The sequence below is a fragment of the Corynebacterium sp. Z-1 genome, assembly GCF_031844665.1.
Classification (GTDB): Bacteria; Actinomycetota; Actinomycetes; order Mycobacteriales; family Mycobacteriaceae; genus Corynebacterium; species Corynebacterium sanguinis.
Map to the genome: position 1 here is coordinate 2,192,406 of NZ_CP134621.1, position 15,515 is coordinate 2,207,920.

General features: G+C 63.5%; 17 protein-coding genes and 2 tRNA genes. 8 read left to right on the forward strand and 11 right to left on the reverse strand.

Annotated elements, in window-relative coordinates:
- The first annotated feature begins 62 nt into the window (after window positions 1-62).
- The gene (locus RIU96_RS10655) at window positions 63-1,679 is read left to right on the forward strand and encodes an AbgT family transporter (RefSeq protein WP_259787413.1); all 1,617 of its coding nucleotides are present in this window, start codon (window positions 63-65) and stop codon (window positions 1,677-1,679) included.
- Here RIU96_RS10655 and RIU96_RS10660 read toward each other — a convergent pair.
- The 3 genes from RIU96_RS10660 to RIU96_RS10670 are packed head-to-tail and all read right to left on the reverse strand — an operon-like array spanning window position 1,574 to window position 3,943.
- The gene (locus RIU96_RS10660; RefSeq protein ID WP_186309866.1) at window positions 1,574-2,326 is read right to left on the reverse strand and encodes a DUF6308 family protein; all 753 of its coding nucleotides are present in this window, start codon (window positions 2,324-2,326) and stop codon (window positions 1,574-1,576) included. The two genes, RIU96_RS10655 and RIU96_RS10660, sit on opposite strands and share 106 nt — an antisense overlap.
- 55 nt (window positions 2,327-2,381) lie before the next feature.
- Window positions 2,382-2,930 carry a hypothetical protein gene (locus tag RIU96_RS10665; protein WP_144689246.1) on the reverse strand — a complete coding sequence of 183 codons (549 nt, stop codon included), beginning with the start codon at window positions 2,928-2,930 and terminating at the stop codon, window positions 2,382-2,384.
- A 47-nt stretch (window positions 2,931-2,977) separates the two neighbouring features.
- Window positions 2,978-3,943, reverse strand: coding sequence for a thermonuclease family protein (locus tag RIU96_RS10670; protein ID WP_311204978.1), 966 nt, complete (start codon window positions 3,941-3,943; stop codon window positions 2,978-2,980).
- 228 nt (window positions 3,944-4,171) lie between these two features.
- Here RIU96_RS10670 and RIU96_RS10675 point away from each other — a divergent pair, with 228 nt between their 5' ends.
- Window positions 4,172-5,350 (forward strand): IS1249 family transposase, encoded by a 1,179-nt coding sequence (locus RIU96_RS10675; protein ID WP_144780175.1) that lies wholly within the window; start codon window positions 4,172-4,174, stop codon window positions 5,348-5,350.
- A gap of 107 nt (window positions 5,351-5,457) precedes the next feature.
- Here RIU96_RS10675 and RIU96_RS10680 read toward each other — a convergent pair.
- Window positions 5,458-5,530, reverse strand: a tRNA-Asn gene (locus RIU96_RS10680).
- A 159-nt stretch (window positions 5,531-5,689) separates the two neighbouring features.
- Between RIU96_RS10680 and RIU96_RS10685 the strand changes: the two genes are divergently transcribed.
- Together RIU96_RS10685 and RIU96_RS10690 are read left to right on the forward strand one after the other, a co-directional pair.
- Window positions 5,690-5,763: transfer RNA gene (locus RIU96_RS10685), tRNA-Ile, on the forward strand.
- A 61-nt stretch (window positions 5,764-5,824) separates the two neighbouring features.
- Window positions 5,825-6,112 (forward strand): hypothetical protein, encoded by a 288-nt coding sequence (locus RIU96_RS10690; RefSeq protein ID WP_259822913.1) that lies wholly within the window; start codon window positions 5,825-5,827, stop codon window positions 6,110-6,112.
- Here RIU96_RS10690 and RIU96_RS10695 read toward each other — a convergent pair.
- The gene (locus RIU96_RS10695) at window positions 6,109-7,041 is read right to left on the reverse strand and encodes a Ppx/GppA phosphatase family protein (RefSeq protein ID WP_136652773.1); all 933 of its coding nucleotides are present in this window, start codon (window positions 7,039-7,041) and stop codon (window positions 6,109-6,111) included. The genes RIU96_RS10690 and RIU96_RS10695 overlap by 4 nt on opposite strands.
- Window positions 7,038-7,583 carry a DUF501 domain-containing protein gene (locus RIU96_RS10700; RefSeq protein WP_136652774.1) on the reverse strand — a complete coding sequence of 182 codons (546 nt, stop codon included), beginning with the start codon at window positions 7,581-7,583 and terminating at the stop codon, window positions 7,038-7,040. Before RIU96_RS10700 ends, RIU96_RS10695 begins: the two co-directional genes overlap by 4 nt.
- Window positions 7,584-7,721: 138 nt before the next feature.
- Between RIU96_RS10700 and RIU96_RS10705 the strand changes: the two genes are divergently transcribed.
- Window positions 7,722-8,231 carry an acetamidase/formamidase family protein gene (locus RIU96_RS10705; protein WP_259789605.1) on the forward strand — a complete coding sequence of 170 codons (510 nt, stop codon included), beginning with the start codon at window positions 7,722-7,724 and terminating at the stop codon, window positions 8,229-8,231.
- On the opposite strand, the gene RIU96_RS10710 is transcribed toward RIU96_RS10705, so the two are convergent.
- The 3 genes from RIU96_RS10710 to RIU96_RS10720 all read right to left on the reverse strand — a co-directional run bounded on the left by RIU96_RS10710 (window position 8,228) and on the right by RIU96_RS10720 (window position 11,063).
- Window positions 8,228-8,806 carry an FtsB family cell division protein gene (locus tag RIU96_RS10710; protein ID WP_144741158.1) on the reverse strand — a complete coding sequence of 193 codons (579 nt, stop codon included), beginning with the start codon at window positions 8,804-8,806 and terminating at the stop codon, window positions 8,228-8,230. The two genes, RIU96_RS10705 and RIU96_RS10710, sit on opposite strands and share 4 nt — an antisense overlap.
- A 157-nt stretch (window positions 8,807-8,963) precedes the next feature.
- Window positions 8,964-10,241 carry a phosphopyruvate hydratase gene (eno, locus tag RIU96_RS10715; RefSeq protein WP_136652776.1) on the reverse strand — a complete coding sequence of 426 codons (1,278 nt, stop codon included), beginning with the start codon at window positions 10,239-10,241 and terminating at the stop codon, window positions 8,964-8,966.
- A gap of 69 nt (window positions 10,242-10,310) precedes the next feature.
- Window positions 10,311-11,063 (reverse strand): lytic transglycosylase domain-containing protein, encoded by a 753-nt coding sequence (locus RIU96_RS10720; protein ID WP_136652903.1) that lies wholly within the window; start codon window positions 11,061-11,063, stop codon window positions 10,311-10,313.
- A 227-nt stretch (window positions 11,064-11,290) separates the two neighbouring features.
- Between RIU96_RS10720 and RIU96_RS10725 the strand changes: the two genes are divergently transcribed.
- A complete protein-coding gene (locus RIU96_RS10725) occupies window positions 11,291-11,713 on the forward strand; it encodes a hypothetical protein (RefSeq protein ID WP_144318018.1) in 423 nt (140 codons plus the stop codon).
- A gap of 9 nt (window positions 11,714-11,722) precedes the next feature.
- Here RIU96_RS10725 and RIU96_RS10730 read toward each other — a convergent pair whose 3' ends face one another.
- The gene (locus RIU96_RS10730; RefSeq protein ID WP_311204979.1) at window positions 11,723-12,304 is read right to left on the reverse strand and encodes a MazG nucleotide pyrophosphohydrolase domain-containing protein; all 582 of its coding nucleotides are present in this window, start codon (window positions 12,302-12,304) and stop codon (window positions 11,723-11,725) included.
- A 45-nt stretch (window positions 12,305-12,349) separates the two neighbouring features.
- Between RIU96_RS10730 and RIU96_RS10735 the strand changes: the two genes are divergently transcribed.
- Entirely contained in the window at window positions 12,350-12,988 is a 639-nt protein-coding gene (locus tag RIU96_RS10735) for an 8-oxoguanine DNA glycosylase OGG fold protein (RefSeq protein WP_311204980.1), read from the forward strand.
- A 115-nt stretch (window positions 12,989-13,103) separates the two neighbouring features.
- Here the strand turns inward: RIU96_RS10735 and dnaG are convergent, their stop codons facing one another.
- The gene (dnaG, locus tag RIU96_RS10740) at window positions 13,104-14,999 is read right to left on the reverse strand and encodes a DNA primase (protein WP_144779658.1); all 1,896 of its coding nucleotides are present in this window, start codon (window positions 14,997-14,999) and stop codon (window positions 13,104-13,106) included.
- Window positions 15,000-15,095: 96 nt separating this feature from the next.
- Here dnaG and RIU96_RS10745 point away from each other — a divergent pair, with 96 nt between their 5' ends.
- On the forward strand, window positions 15,096-15,512 hold the full coding sequence (locus RIU96_RS10745) for a guanyl-specific ribonuclease (protein ID WP_259789519.1): 417 nt from the start codon (window positions 15,096-15,098) through the stop codon (window positions 15,510-15,512).
- Window positions 15,513-15,515 lie beyond the last annotated feature (3 nt).

Here is a 15,515-nt window from a genome sequence, read left to right on the forward strand (position 1 = left end):
CCACCCTATACTAAGGGTGCGTTAAGGTGTTTCACATCAAATCCCGACCAGGAAGCGACGCCATGACAGGATCACACACTCAAGGGTCGACGACGACCAAGGAACCCGAAGAGAAGGACACCGGTGGGGGCGGTTTCCTCGGAGTCATCGAGAAGGTCGGCAACAAGCTGCCCAATCCGTTCTGGCTCTTTGTCATCCTTTCAGGCGTTGTTGTGGCGCTGTCGTGGATCGGCAACCGGATCGGCATGACCGCCACAGAACCCGGCAGCGGTAATACCATCGCGGTCGAATCCCTGTTGACCACCGAGAACCTCTCACGGATGGTGACGGACGCGGTGAAGAACTTCGTCTCCTTCCCGCCGCTGGGTGTGGTTCTCGCGGTCATGCTGGGTGTCGCGGTCGCCGAATACACCGGCCTGCTTTCCACGATGGTGCGCGCCATGGTCGGTTACGTCAACCCGAAGATTCTCACGTTCATGATCGCACTGGCAGGCGTCACGGGCTCCGTCGCCTCCGACGCGATCTACGTCATCATCATCCCGCTCGGCGCGATGGCCTTCCATGCCGTCGGCCGCTCCCCGATCGTCGGTGCGATGGTCGCGTTCGCGGCGTCGAGCGCGGGTTTCAACGCCTCACTCATTCTCAACATCACCGACCTTCTGCTCGCGGGAATTTCGACATCGGCAGCCCAAATGGTCGACGAGAACTACGTAGTTTCGCCGCTGGCCAATATTTTCTTCGTCATCCCCTCGGCCGTGTTCCTCTCCCTGCTCATCACGGCAGTGACGGAATTCTTTGTGGATAAGAAGGCGCACGAGCTCATCGACCACAGCGAGGTTTCTTTCGAGCAATCGCGTGACGACGCCCCCTCCAACGACCCCGAAGATTCCGAGGAGATTTCCCTGACCCTTACACCGGTCGAGTCCAAGGGCTTGGTCTCCGCGCTCATCACCTTGCTGGTGTTCCTCGCCATCTACTTCGCGCTGCTGTTCATCCCTGCCTCCCCGTTTGCCCGCCCCGAGGAAGGGTTCATGCAGTCGCCGCTGATTCAGGCGGTGGCGGTGCCGATCACGCTGGGGTTCTTCTTCGTCGGTCTCGCCTACGGCCTGACCACAGGCAGCATCAAGAGCTCCGGCGACATTCCCGACATGATGGCCAAGGGGCTTGAGACGATGCTGCCCATGTTGGTTCTGTTCTTTGCCGTGTCCCAGTTCCTGGCCTGGTTCCAGTGGTCGAACTTGGGGCCCTGGACAGCAATTAAGGGCGCGGAGCTACTGCAGCAGTGGGACCTTCCCCCGGTGCTGCTTTTCGCGGGCCTCGTCGCCATGGTCGCCGTGCTCAACATGCTGATTACCTCAGGGTCCGCGCAGTGGGCTCTCATGGCCCCGGTTGTGGTCCCGATGATGATGTACGTCGGAGTCGCGCCCGAGGTGGCGCAGATGCTCTTCCGTATCGGTGACTCCCCGACCAACATCATCACCCCGATGTCACCGTTCTTCGGCCTTGCACTGGTGTTGCTGCAGCGCTACTACAAGAAGGCGGGAGTGGGCACCCTGATGTCCCTCGCCCTTCCTTACTCGATCTCGATCTTGGTCGGCTGGTTCCTCTTCTTCCTGCTGTGGTACTTCCTCGGCCTCCCGCTGGGCCCGGGCTCGCCGATGGAGTATCCGGCGGCATAAGCGTCCGACTCTTTCGTCGTACCCTCCATCCACGCCACGACATCGAAGACCCGGAGCGGACTGATCCGCGCTGGAAGCCCGGCGCGGGCGCTGAGCGCCGCCAGCTCGGCAACAAGCGCGCAATTGTCCTCCCGGAGGGCTTGGGCGAAAGGAACGGTAAATTCGCTTGTCGACGTCCCAGTAACCTCGCGCACCACTCGATCCACTACAGGGTAGATGTCAGGGCGCTTGCGGGCGATGAGCTTGGTGGCGCGCACTTCCCCTATCCCGGGGAGCTTTCTGAGGTAGCGTTCGAGCGCGAAATCACCGAGTTGACTGCGAGGGTCGTCTAATTCCCACAATCCGACGTTTCTCGGGATCTGTTCAAAAAGTACAGCAACCTTTTCTCTGACTGCACCGTCGCGCAGCAAGCGGATCCCAGCCTCAGCCGGGATAGGGGTGCTCAGGCACGAGACCGCGAACAGGTCCTCCGGCGTGAACCAGTGCGGGGAGGGGTCATCGCCACAGGGGTCGAAGTATTCGCCCGAATACACCCCGGGCGCGCCCGCAGCCTTCAGACCCAGAGTTCGCGAGTAGTAGGCGCACAGGTACCTAACGGCCTGAGCGGTGTCCTGCTCTTGGAAGGTTCGCGGTAACCGAAAAGTCATCCTCTTGACGTGTTATCCCTTCTGTGTCACAAGCAGCCACGGAGCCTGGCTTTGTTTACCGCGGGAAGTACCCGATTTCCTCCGGCGTGCAGATCGGGGTGCGGTCGAGGAACTCTTGCGGAGCGCCCTGTTCGCGCAGCGCAATGCCGTTGAAGCAGCCCTGCTGCAAACCGGTTTTCTTCGATCCATCCGGCGCGAGCGCGACCCAGTTCTGTCCGTCGTAGTGGAAGAAAACCTTCCAGTCCGTCTGCTTGGCACCGGCGACGGCCCACTCACCGTTGCACCATTCGACGATCGTGCCTGCCACGGCCGGCCACCCGTCGACGACGGCGTCGAACTCCTGCGGAGCGCACTCACCAGCTGGGACAGGCGCGGGGAGGATTCCGGGGAAAAGCCCTTCGGCGGATCCAAGCTGGGTGCTCCAGGCGGCCACAGCGTTGGAGCTGGTTTCGGTCAGGGACACCAACGCCCCGTCGATGGCCGATGTGTCCACCGAGGATGCGAACGGGTCGAACGGTGCAACCTCCTCCGCCTGCGCGGTAGCGGGCAATGCCGTCAGCGCGAGTGCGCCGGCGGCTCCGATAACAGCAAGTGAACGTTTCATGCGTTCCACTGTAACCGGATTTTTAATCCATATTGAGGCGCCGGAGCTCAGCCGATTTGTGCCTTGGTAGCGCAGTCGATCTTCGCGTATCGCCGACCCTCGTCGTCTACGGAGGTAAACGCGTAGTTTCCTCCGTATGCGCGGCACCCGGTGTAGGTGTCTCCCCCGCCTCCCGAGTGCAAAGCGGCAGCAGGGGGCGCGGAACTGCTCGGTGCTGACGACTCCATCCGAGGTTGATTCTCCGTGTCTTTCCGCGCGGCGTCGATGTCGTCGCCGTTGCGCTGTTCCTCGGCGCGCTCCTGCGCATCGCGACGTTCCTGTTCGCGTGCGATAGCCTCGTCGATCCTGGATTCGGCGCGCTGAAGCCTATCTTCGAGCGTGTTCACCGTGTCCTTATAGCTGTCGCCATAGGCGCTCTTTTGAAACTCGGATTGTCTTTCCCCTGCGGTGTGTACTGTAGCCAGTGTCGCCCTCGCCTCCGCGATTCGTCGTGCGCTGCGCTGTACCTGCGCGAGGTTGCCGTCATCGTTCAGGTAAGGCAAGAGCAGGATCAAGTTCTGCGCCTCCTGTTGAGCTTGTTCAGCCTCGCGGATCGCCTCCGCATCTTGCTGTGCGACGAAGCACTCCGGGCCCAGCGTTGATAACCCGCGTTTAGCTTCGTTTGCTTCCCTTTCCGCCTCGGCTACTTCGGAGTAGAAGCGGTGGTTGGGGGCGATGTCCACGGCGCGGCCCAGGCCTTCCCGGGCAATTTCCGCATTGATCAGCGAATCGTCGACAAAGACCCCTGCCAAGCTCCGCCCGTACTTATCCAGTCTCTCCTGGTCAAATTCAAGCTCCACCACAGAGCCAATGGGAAGGCGATCTGCGAGGTACTGGCGGGCTTCTTCGGCAAGGCATTCAGAGGGCGCCCCGTCACGACCGATTTCGGGTGTATCCACGTTGAGGAACCGGATGCGTGTCGTCTCGCCGTTGAGACGCACATCGATCGTGTCACCGTCGACAATTTTCTCCACAGTTACCGGGCTTGCTCCAAGGAGTTCGATGGCTAAGGCACCCGTCAGACCAGTCGCTGCGATCCGGGGTTAAGGGTCAAAAAGTGTGTCCGGAATCGCCGATTTTCGGTGGTTGACCTGTAGGTTTCAGGAAAGTATATGCTCCGGAAGCATATATCCGGCCTCAGGCCGGGACATCCACGGTGTGGCAGCCGTGATGTGCTATGCGCGACGTGGTGTGGTGTCGCAATGTCAAAGAACCAACCACGCTGCCACTGCGGCGCAGTGATGAAACGCAACGGCACCACCAGCAAAGGCACCACCAGGTGGCGCTGCAAACAATGCGGCGCCTCCAGCGTCAAACGTCGAAACGACATCACCAACGCGGCAGTGTTCACCCAGTTCATCGAGCATTGCACCACCGCAATCTCACTGGACGACCTAGCCAAACGAAACGGCGTCAGCCGCGCCACAATGAAGCGGCGCTTCAAGTGGTGCTGGCTCGCTGATGTGCCTGACCCCACCGCCGGCCACGACAAGAGGATCTACGACCAGATCTTCCTCGACGGCACCTACACCGCCGGCGGCTGTCTGATCGTCGCGGCGACGATCGACCACGTGATTGCCTGGCACTGGTGTAAACACGAAACCACGCGCGACTACCAACGACTTCTCGAGCGCATCGAAGCCCCACTTATCGCCGTTATCGATGGCGGCCAGGGAGCCTACAGCGCAATCAAGAAGTGCTGGCCGACTACGAAAATTCAACGCTGCCTCGTCCACGCCCAACGCGTTGTACGCCGCTACACCACCACCAACCCACGCACCGATGCCGGACGCACCATCTATCGACTTGCGCTGAAGCTAACCCGGATCACCACCCTGGACGAGGCAGCGCAATGGGGTGCGCAACTGCACGAATTCTCCACGATCTACCGGTCATGGATGGACGAGAAAACCCTGATCAAAGACCCCAAAACCGGTGCATGGACCCGCGTGTGGACCCACCCCAACGTGCGCAAGGCCTACAACAGCCTCAACCACCTCTTCCGGTCCGAGATGCTGTTTGTCTACCTCACCCCACCAGAAGGTGTGCTGGAGAAACACCGCATTAAATCCACCACCAACAGCCTGGAGGGCGGCATCAACGCCCAGCTCAAACTGCTCGCCAGAACCCACCGGGGCAGATCCGGTGAACGACAACGCCGCATGCTGGATTGGTGGCTCTACCTCAAAACGGAACTGCCTGACGATCCAGTACGAATCGCCAGGCAGTCCGACTGGGGCCAGGGCCAACTCGCCAAAGTATCCACCCTGACCCGAAACGAGAACCAAGCCGACCACGAAACAGGACGACCAGCCCTCTACGACAACGCTATCGACACCGACTACACCCACTCAATCGGCATCCAGAAAGGCCAAATCTAACCCCCATGCGACACGCCGAGCCAGACACACTTTTTGACCCTTAACCCACCTTTTCCGGTGCGCTCAAGCACCAGAAAAGCCAGCCATCTCTGGCTGGCTTCGTTTTGCTCCTCCAACTGGGCTCGAACCAGTGACCCTTCGATTAACAGTCGAATGCTCTGCCAACTGAGCTATGGAGGAATATCGCGCGGAAAGCGTATCCGCAACGAGATATAACTATAGACAGCGCCCCCAAAGTAGCCAAATCGCAAGCTTAGGCGTGGTTTGGCACCTAGTTTCGGCCACTCGGATTTCAATTGGTTTCGGTGGCTCGGGTAAGGTGTGTCGGGACTTACCAAGGGGGCTATAGCTCAGTCGGTTAGAGCCGCGGACTCATAATCCGCTGGTCGCGGGTTCGAGCCCCGCTGGCCCCACGTTCACACGCCAACCGGATCGATGCAGGCTTGTGCATCCAATCATGGGTACTATGGCCCCATGATTCAATTCGTTGTCGGAGCAGCCGCCGGGTACGTGTTCGGCACGAAGGCGGGCAGGAAGCGCTACCACCAGATTGTTGATGCTTCGCGCGCGGTTGCCAATTCGCCCATCACCAAGCAGGTGGTCACCTCGACCCGTAAGGCACTGGCAAATCAGCTCGATCCTGAGCCACGCATGCGCGAGGTGGAAGATCTCAAGAGCAAGCGTCGCCTACGCGGCCGCAAGAACGATAGCGGCGGCTCCTCCAACCCCGAGGACAAGATCTACGAACCCGACGAGGACTAGGTCAGGCCTGCGACAATCCCGTCGAGGATGTCTTTCTCACTGATTACGAACGAGCGATGATTGGTCAGCCGCTCCGCGGCATCCATGATTTCTTCCACAATGACGCAGCCGGCGGCAATGACATCGGCGCGCCCTTCGCTAATGGCGGGGTGTGCCGCGCGCTGCTGCGAGGTCTGGCGGAGAAGCTCCGCTGCAACGTGCCTGACGCTGTCGAACGACACTTCGGCCATGTGAATGCGCTCAGGGTCGTATGTTTCCAACCCCTGAGCTAGGGCGCAGAGGGTGGTGAAGGTACCCGCGCAGCCCACGAAGCCTTGCGCGCGCGAGAGATCGACTGCGGCAACTGCTTCTGCGATCCGCTCGCGCACGAAAGCGCGTGCGGCATCCACCTCCTGCTCTGCAGGAGGGTTAGAGCGCATCAGCCTTTCGGTGACGCGGACGCACCCCATTTGAGTCGAGATCGACGAGTCCGAGGTGACAAACTCCGTCGATCCCCCGCCCAAGTCGATGACGCACACGTTGCCCGCCTGGTTGAGATCCGCGGTGGCGCCGGCGTAGGAGAGCGCGGCTTCTTCATCACCTGAAATTACTTCCGCTTCAGCACCCGGCTGGATCCGCCCGAGCAGTTCGCGGGTCATGGCGAAGAAATCTTCGCGGTTCGACGCGTCGCGAGTTGCCGAGGTGGCGACCATGCGCACGCGGGTTACGCCGGCGGCCTCCATTTCCTCGACATAGGCGGCCAAAGCCGCGCGGGTACGTTCCACGGCGCGGGGGTCGAGCGTACCCGTCTTATCGACGCCCTGGCCAAGCCGGACAATCGTGTTACGACGCGCAATCTCAACACTCGTGCCGTCTTCGTTTCGACGACTGATCAACAGGCGGATGGAGTTCGTACCGCAGTCGACGGCGGCGACGGTCACCGGATTCACGCGAGGCCCTCCCCTGCTTCTTCCAGGTCGATGCCCAACTCGTCCACGGTGGGCCAGTCCGCGGGGATAGCTGTGCCACGCAGATTGCCGTGTTCGGCGGCGAGCGCGACCGCTTCCGTGCCGAGGCGGATGTGCTGCGGGCCTTCGGCGAGCGCGTAGGCGATGAGCACATGCAGGCACTTGACTCGGTCCGGCATTCCGCCGCCGGAGAACGTGGTTCCGAGGTCCTCGATGGCGTTGCGCTTAGCCAAGTAGTGTTCGTGCGCTGCGCGGTAGTCTCGGGCAAGCGCGGCGTCCTCACCGAGGCGCTGCTCCATCCACTTCATCACCTGGGCAACCTCAAGGCGGCTCGCCTCGGCGGTGAGACGCGGGTCGGTGAGGTAGTAGAGGGTGGGAAACGGTGTCCCGTCGTCAAGCTTTGGCGCGGTCATGACCACCGCGGGCTGGCCGTCTGGCGTGCGGTAGGAAATTTCGAGCACGCCGCGGGGCGCGCGGCCGAGCTGCTCGGCGACGATGTCGAGGTCCTCAGGGGTGGGCGTCATGGTTCGAGATGTTACCCCCAGGGGCCGAGGCGCTATTCATCTTCCTTGGCGGTGCCGGGGGCGTCGGAACGTTTCGCGTCCTAAACGGAAGGCGGGGGCCGGTTCTTCAACGAGATCACCCTCTACGGAGCCATTGAAATCGGTGGATACGTCGAGTCTGCCGTCGACATCGTCCCCGGCGACCAGGGGCCGAAGTACACGGACTGGCTCACCTTCACGGGCCTGTCCATCACAAACGAAGGCGAGCAGCGCCACCTCGATGCGACGCTGGCGTACCAGAACGCTGTCAAGCACTGCATCGATTACCTCACCGTTTTCGGGTACTCCAAGGAGCAGGCCTTCCTCATCCTCGGCGCGGCCCCCATCGAGGCGCACTTCTCCGCAGTGGTGGATTACCCCAACGCCTGCGCCACGCTGTATCTGCCCACGGAGATTTTCGATTTCGACGTCCGCCCGTCCACATCCAGCCCGTACCGGCTAGAGGGCAACCTACAGACGCCTTTCGCCTCGGCGTCATCGCTTGACAACACCGAGGTCGTCCGGGCCGTACCCACGGGTGACAACGAGCGCATGGCGTTGGTCAAAAAGCTCGCCGGCTCAGATGCGGTGCTCAAGGGCACCGCCTTCGGCGACTGGCACCGCCACTAGGGTGCAGGCTGCTCCGCAGGAGCACTGGCAGCCGGTGCTTCTGCGGCCTGGTCAGCGGGCGGCGCAGGCGCTTCAGGTGCCGGAACTTCCCGCAGACTGTCCCACAGCACCTCCGGCCAGGAGCGGTCGTCGGGGGCCTGGTCCGTGGTGATGTTCTCGCCCTGGGTCATCCGCGGGTCCATGATTCGCCACGCTGTTTCCCCTGGCTCCATGACACCGAGGCGGCGTCGCGCCTCCTGCTTGACGTATTCCGGGTCGTCGTATTTCGCGATCTCCGTTTCCAGCTCTGTTTTTCGCTGCTCGAGAGCTGCGATGGAATCGTTGAGCCGGGCAATCTCGCTTCGTCCCTCGTAGTAGTTGCGCAGGGGAACCGCAATGGCCAGAAGGACCGCAATAAGGACGGCTATGAGAATCGCCCAGCTGGTGAGGTCCTGCTTGAACAGGGGTTTCTTCTGCTTGAGGGCGCGCGCCTGCTGCCGCTCCCGCCGCGCGCGTTCACGAGACGCCACGGGCACCGTCGTCGCCTTAGGGCGGCGGTGCGGCTGGTTCTCCGGGGGTGTGGCGCGTGTGGTCATAATGATGTGAAAGTGTAACCGGTCTGCCCGTTCTCACAGGGGTGCCACCACGAAATGTCGCACCTCGATCGGTTCCGCTGCACCATAACGGCAGGAAAGCGCCCCCTCGGGCGGCGTTCGGTACAACACGCGCCGAGGGGGCGTCGACAAGCAGGCGTTACCTGCTAAAGCGCGGGAAGGCGGAGCGTCCGGCGTAGACGGCGGCGTCGCCAAGCTGCTGCTCAATGCGCAGGAGCTGGTTGTACTTGGCCACGCGCTCGGAACGCGCCGGCGCGCCGGTCTTGATCTGGCCGCAACCCAAAGCCACGGCGAGATCGGCGATGGTGGTGTCCTCGGTCTCGCCGGAGCGGTGCGACATCATCGTGCGGTAGCCGTTGCGGTGCGCGAGGTCGACAGCGTCGAAGGTCTCGGTCAGGGTGCCGATCTGGTTGACCTTCACCAGCAGGGCGTTGGCGGCCTTCTTCTCAATGCCCTCCGCGAGGCGCTTCGGGTTGGTCACGAAGAAGTCGTCGCCGACGATCTGAACCTTGTCGCCGATCTGGGCGGTGAGCTCGACATAGCCGTCCCAGTCGTCCTCGTCTAGCGGGTCCTCGATGGACACGATCGGATACTGCTCCACGAGATCCGCGTAGACCTTGATCATCTCCGCCGAGCTGTGCTTGCCGCCCTCGAAGTTGTAGACGCCGTCCTCGTAGAACTCGGAGGACGCGACGTCGAGGGCGAGAGCGATGTCGTCGCCCAAGGTGTAGCCGGCCTTCTCAACGGCCTCGACAATGACGTCAAGCGCGGCCTTGGTGGAGTCGACGGAGGGGGCGAACCCGCCCTCGTCGCCAAGCCCGGTGGACAGGCCCTTGGCCTTGAGCACGGATTTGAGCGCGTGGTAGACCTCCGCGCCCATGCGCAGCGCCTCCTCGAAGGTCTCGGCGCCGAGCGGGGCGATCATGAACTCTTGGACGTCCACGCCGGAGTCCGCGTGCGCGCCGCCGTTGAGGATGTTCATCATCGGCACCGGCAGGATGTGCGCGTTCGGGCCGCCGATGTAGCGGTACAGAGGCAGGCCGGCGGACTCGGCGGCGGCCTTAGCCACGGCCATGGACACGCCGAGGATCGCGTTCGCGCCAAGACGCGACTTGTTGTCGGTGCCGTCGAGCTCAATCATAGTCTGGTCGATGAGGCGCTGGTCGTCCGCCTCGATGCCGGCAATCGCATCAGCGATTTCCTCGTTGACGTTGTCGACTGCCTTGCGTACGCCCTTGCCCTCGTAGCGCTCGTCGCCATCACGCAGCTCGTGGGCCTCGTGGACGCCCGTGGAAGCACCGGAAGGAACACCGGCGATGCCGCGCGCCCCGTCGTCGAGGAAGACCTCCGCCTCGACGGTCGGGTTGCCGCGGGAATCCATGATCTCTCGTGCGAATGCGTGAATGATGTCAGCCACTGTTTCTCCTTAGGTGAGTCAAGCGTTTGTGGCTCCAATTGTTGCAGAGTTTTCCCGCTTTGTGTCGCCCTAGCGGTGCGCCGGTTGCGACAGCGCGTAGTTCGCCGCTGCGTCGCGGACTTTTACCACGTAGTCGTTGGAGTTGTTGTAGCTAAAGATCGCATCGCGCCACCCCTCCGGGGTTGACAGGTCGCGGTTGTTCGCGCAGAGGAGGTTCGCGGAGGCGAGCGCGGCGTCGTCGATCTGCTGCGGGTCCGCCACCCCGTCGCCGTTGGCGTCGCGGCCGTAGATTTTCCAGGAGCCGGGCAGGAACTGCATCGGCCCAACCGCGCGGTCGTAGGTGGTGTCGCCGTCGAGCGCGCCGGCGTCGGTATCACGGATTTCCGCGAAGTTGCCGCTGCCGTCAAGCGCCGGGCCGACGATCGGGGGCTCGGCGAATCCAGCCTCGTTGAGCCGGCCGCCGTCAAACGTGCGACCGGTATACGTGCCGTGGCGCGTTTCCACCCAGCCGATCCCGGCAAGGGTGTTCCAGGCAAGGTTGCAGGTCGGCCACGCCTCCCGAGCGATCAGCGCGGCGTTGCCGTAGGCGCGCACGGCCTGCGGGTCAATCCCCGTCTGCTCCGCGATCGGGGTGGCCCACTCCGCGAGGTTGTCGGAGGTGCGACCGGGCGCGTGGACGTCGATAAGCGGCGGCGCCTCAGCCGCAGCTGGCGGCACGTCGGCGGGCACCGGCTGCCTGCTTGGCGACGGGCTGACGTTGGTGAAAATCGAGAAGACCCAGCCAGTGAGCGCGATGATCAAGACAATCGCCGTGATCACCATGACAACGCCAGCACAGCCGCACCCGGCGGCAACTTTGCCGGGGCGGTTGTCATCTTGCTGGTGCCGAGTCGGGCGATAAGTCATGACGGCCCATCCTACCGGCACGCGGTGAGGCGCTGCGATGGGGCACATTTTGACAACAATGGTCACTTTGTTCACTCCATTCACATGTGCCACGTGTAAAGTCGCCGGCGACACCACTTTTCCTACGACAGAAGGACAACGCCATGCGCCGTCTCTCCACTTCCCTCGCGGCCGGCCTTCTCTCCGCCGCCACTGTTGTCAGCGTCTCCCCCGCCCACGCTCAGACCGCGAACGTGGTCGAAATCGCCAAGCTCGTCAACGGCGGCATCGCCACCGCCGACTGCGGGGCCGTCTCCACTGGGCTGAAGTCCACCGGTTTCGTCGGCCCGGAAACCACCCGCGGCGAGCTAGTCGCCAGCCTGACCAAGGCAGTCGGCGACGACGCAACCCTGCGCCTGGTCTCCGCCTCCACCATCAACACCATTGGCGACCGCGCCCTCGAGTGCGGCGTGGTCAAGCCGGACCCGGTCACCCCGCTCAACCAGGCGATCGCGTTCGCCTCCCAGCTGTCCTCCCAGGCGGGGCTGCCTGAGCTGCGCAACGTACTGCCCGCGCTACAACTCTAACCCGGCGCGTTATCCCCGCTCGCGCGCCTTACCCTCCGCCCACAGGCGGTCCTGCTCCTCGATTCCGACGACGCCGGTCGAGCCGTCGAAAAGATAGGGCGCGCGCGAGCGCATCTTATCCACGAACGCCTGGGCGACATCCGGAAAGTCAAAGCCGGCGGCGATTTCGGAATGGAACAGGACCTGCAGGAAAAGGTCGCTGAGCTCCTTTTTTAACTCCGCGCCATCGCCACGGCGCACTGCCCCCGCGAACTCACCGGCCTCCTCCTCCAAGAACGGCAGGAGGCTCTCGTGCGTCATTGAGCTCTCCCACTCCCCGCGGCGGCGCGCGACGCGCATCGTGCGCGTCGCCGCCAGCACCGGGTCGGACAGGCTCGCTACCTCGATAACCTCTTCACCGCCGGCGATACGCGCCGCGGCCTCCGCGGCGGAAGGGTCGGTGGTCAGCAGCCAGCTCTCACCATCAACCGTATTCTCGATCGCCCAGCGCACTGACACGGGCACCTCGGACGTAAACGCCACGGTGCCGCGAATCCGAACACCGATGGGAATCATGTCGGGCCAACGGGGGTCGAGAACCAGGACGGTCATGTGCCCCATCTTATTGGGGCCCGGGGATCTGGAACAATAGGTGCCATGACTGACCACAAAACCGCCCTGTCCGTTCTGGCGGAACTCTCCCCGACCGCCGAGGACGTCTTGAACGAATCCTCATCGTTCTCCCCGCGCCGCTGGAAGACCGGCTGGCCGCACCACCTCGGCCACGTCCCCCCGTACAAGGACGATGCCCTTGCCTCGCTCACGCGCGGCGACGTCTACCAGTTCGCAGCCGACGCCACCGCCACCGGCTACAACCGCGACGCCGTGATCGACTTCATCGGTGCAGCCTTTGCTTTTGGGGCGGGCAAGTCACCGCAGACGCAGCTGAAGCTGCAGCAGTTCCTGCGCAACAAGGGCCAGGCGCAGCAGCTTATCCAGGCGCTGCGATCGCTGGAGGGGTTGGACCCAGTCGCGCAGTACGCGCGCGTGCGCGCCACCGGCCTGCCCGGCCGCTACGCCTCCATCCTGGTGTACTTCCTGGCGGGTCCGCAAAGCGCCGATCAAGCGGCGCCGGTCATCCTCTCCGATGCCGCGGCCGAGGCGCTCGGCGTGAGCAGCTCTGAGTGGGACACCGAGGCCTACGCCGACTACCTCAAGGCGGTCACCGACGTACGCGACGAGTGGGACGCCTCCGCGCCTCTCGACGCCGTCGAGTACGCGCTGTCGCGCAGCTAGGTCGCTCTTTTGGGGGGCTGCGCACTGTGGACTGCGCAATGTAGCGCGTCGTGATTCTTAAACCCCAGGTCGCGAGTGACCCGCGCGCCTATATTGCGCAGTGCATAGTGCGCAGCTAGTGGCCGGGGCGAAACGCCCGGATATTCAGCTCCCGGCGCGCCGTCTCCAGGGCCAGTAGGTCCGAGAACAGGGCGTTGTAGGCGCGCTCGTCGTCAGCCGGGCGCATGCGCTCCAACTGGGCCTTGAGCTGCGCGATCTGATCGCCCACGCGGGCTTCCTGCAAACGCGAGAGCACAGAATCGGCATAGGCCTCTATGTCGTCGGCGTGGATCTCCTCCACCGCGAGCTCGGAGACGAAGTTGCGCCCCGCCAAGTCGCGCATCTGCCCGGCGACATCGCTGATCCACTCGACCCCGCTGCTCACAGCGGCCACGCTGCCCACCGCGTCCATTGCGTCGCGCACCTGGCGGTACGCGTCGTTGGTGAACGCGTCCGGGTTGATCCCGTCGAAGTAGTCGCCGGCAGCATCGGGGTACTGCAGCGCGATCTTTAGCGCCTCGCGCTGCGGCCACAGGAAGGAGTCGTTCGGCGCCGGCGCGACCAACAGCGGCGCGCCGGTGTTTGTCGGCTGGTTGGACTGCGCCCGCGGGCTGAAAGAACGCTTCGCCTTCTTCGGCTTCTTGGCTTCGTCGCGGACCTGCGCGATCACCTCGCCCGGGTTCGGCCAACCAACCCAGCCCGCGAGGCGGCGGGCGTACTCCGTTTGCAGGACAGGGTCGGAGATGTCGGCGACGACGGGGACGGTGCGTCGCAACGCTTGGAGGCGGCCCTCCGCGGTTTCTAGGGAGTAGGCCGCAAGCAGGGTCTGGAGCACGAACTCGTACATGGGCACGCGGCTGGCCACCAAGTCGCGCACCGCGGAGTCCCCTTTGTCCAGGCGGAGGTCGCACGGGTCCATCCCCTCCGGCGCAACCGCGACGAAGCTCTGGCCGGTAAACGACTGATCCCCCTCGAACGCGCGCATCGCGGCCTTCTGTCCCGCCTCGTCGCCGTCGAAGGTGTAGATCAGCTCGCCGCGGAAGTAGTTGTCATCCAACATCAGCCGGCGGATGATCGACATGTGGTCCTTGCCAAAGGCCGTGCCACAGGCGGCGACGGCCGTTTTCACGCCCGCGGCGTGCATCGCCATCACGTCCGTGTAGCCCTCCACCACCACCGTCTGGTGCTCGGTAGCGATGCTCTTTTTCGCCAGGTCAAGGCCGAAAAGCACCTTAGACTTGTGGTACAGCATCGTATCGGAGGTGTTCATGTACTTGCCCATCGGGTCGTCGTCGAAAAGCTTGCGGGCGCCGAAGCCAATGACGTTGCCCGCGACGTCCTTGATCGGCCACAGCAGGCGGCGGCGGAACTTGTCGATAGGCCCGCGGCGTCCCATCGTCGACAAGCCTGCGTCCTGCAGCTCCTGGACGTCGAAGCCCTTGCGCAGCAGGTGCTTTGTCAGCGTGTCCCAGCCGTCGGGGGCGTAACCGCATTCGAAGTGGTAGATCGTGTCCTTGTCGAAGCCGCGGTTGAGCAGGAAGTCGCGCCCCGGCTTCGCCTCCGGGGACTCCAGCTGCTCGCGGTAGAACTCGTGCGCCGCCTTGTTCGCCGCCAGCAGCCGCGCGCGGGTGCCGGGCTTGACATCGCGCGCACCCGTGGAGCCGCCCTGGTAATTGATGTGGTAGCCGATCTGCTCCGCGACCGCCTCGACGGCCTCCGGGAAGGTCAGCTGCTCCATCTCCATGAGGAAAGAAAAGACGTCGCCGCCCTTGCCCGTGGAAAAGCAGTGGTAGTAGCCGCGGGCGGGGCGGACGTGGAACGACGGGGTCTTTTCATCCTTGAACGGGCTTAACCCCTTGAGCGAATCGTGGCCCGCGGGCTTGAGCTGCACATATTCACCGACGATCTCGTCGATGGGCGCGCGCTCACGGATTGCTTGGATGTCACTATCCGGAATCCTGCCCTTAGCCATGAGCTACATCGTAGCCGCTTCGCAGTCAACCACGGACCGCCCAGGTGAGCCGGGGTTTCCGCCCGCCTCACGGGGCCGTGGGTGATAATGGAGCGCATGGCAGATAACTCTGGGCTTAAAAACCGCTACCTCGGTGTGCTGCTCATCGGGCTCGTCGGCGCGTCTTTGGGCATGTTCGGGATCAGGAACATCGCCGAGGGCGGGCCCTCGGGAGTTGAGTTCTGCTCCCCCGATGAGGTGCCCGCCCAGGCGTGGGACACCATTGACACCGTTGAAAACGACGGCCCCTACCCCCACCCCGAGTTCGACGACCGGCGCTTTGGCAACTACGAGGGCGTACTTCCCGAAGAGGAGCTCGACTACTACCAGGAGTACACCGTGGAAACGCCCGGGCTGGGCCACCGCGGGGAGCGCCGGATTGTCACCGGCGGCGGCGCCGACGGCGAGGTCGACGAATGGTACTACACGGGTGACCATTACGAAAGCTTCTGCGAAGTGCCGGGGGTTACATAAAGC